This window comes from bacterium, assembly GCA_026414725.1.
Lineage (GTDB): Bacteria > Ratteibacteria > UBA8468 > B48-G9 > JAFGKM01 > JAAYXZ01.
The window spans coordinates 1-550 of sequence record JAOAIL010000070.1 but is presented as its reverse complement, the minus strand read 5'-3'; the positions used below and the strand labels follow the sequence as shown (position 1 = coordinate 550).

Annotated in this window: 1 protein-coding gene; it reads left to right on the top strand. The window is 27.5% G+C overall.

The genetic code is table 11. The annotated features are described in order from the left end of the window. The coding region (locus N3D17_07915) for a site-specific DNA-methyltransferase (protein ID MCX8083286.1) at positions 1-496 on the top strand (496 nt) is incomplete at its 5' end. Positions 497-550 lie beyond the last annotated feature (54 nt).

The window sequence follows — 550 nt, the reverse complement described above, 5'->3', positions numbered from 1 at the left end:
TGTGTATAAGAGACAGGAATGGGCAGATGGAGTTTGGAATATAGCAAATAGTGGTATTGGTCATACAACACCATTTGCAGAAGAATTAGTAAGAAGATGTATCAAGTTATGGACTTATCCGGGGGATGTAGTATTAGACCCATTTGCAGGTGCGGGTACAGTAAATTATGTTGCTATTAAAAATCAAAGAAATGCAATAGGCATAGAGTTAAGAGAAGATTTTTATAACCTTGCAATAGAAAAAAGATTTAATAATTTTACAGAAGATGATTATATATTAAAAGATAGTAAAGAAAAAATGACAAATAGATTTTTAACTGAAAAAGAAAAAGCAGAATTACAGAAAGAAAATAAAGTTAAAGAAGCAGAAGAAAAGAAAATATTAAATAGTAAAAAACAAGATTTAAAAGCAGAAATTAAAAAGTTAGAAGAAGAATTAATAAGATTAGGTGCTAAAAAATCAGAAATTCAAAAAATTAAAAAGGGTGAAATTTAATGATCCAAGTTGCAGTTCCTAAAGAAAAAATAACATATATTCGTACAATAGAAG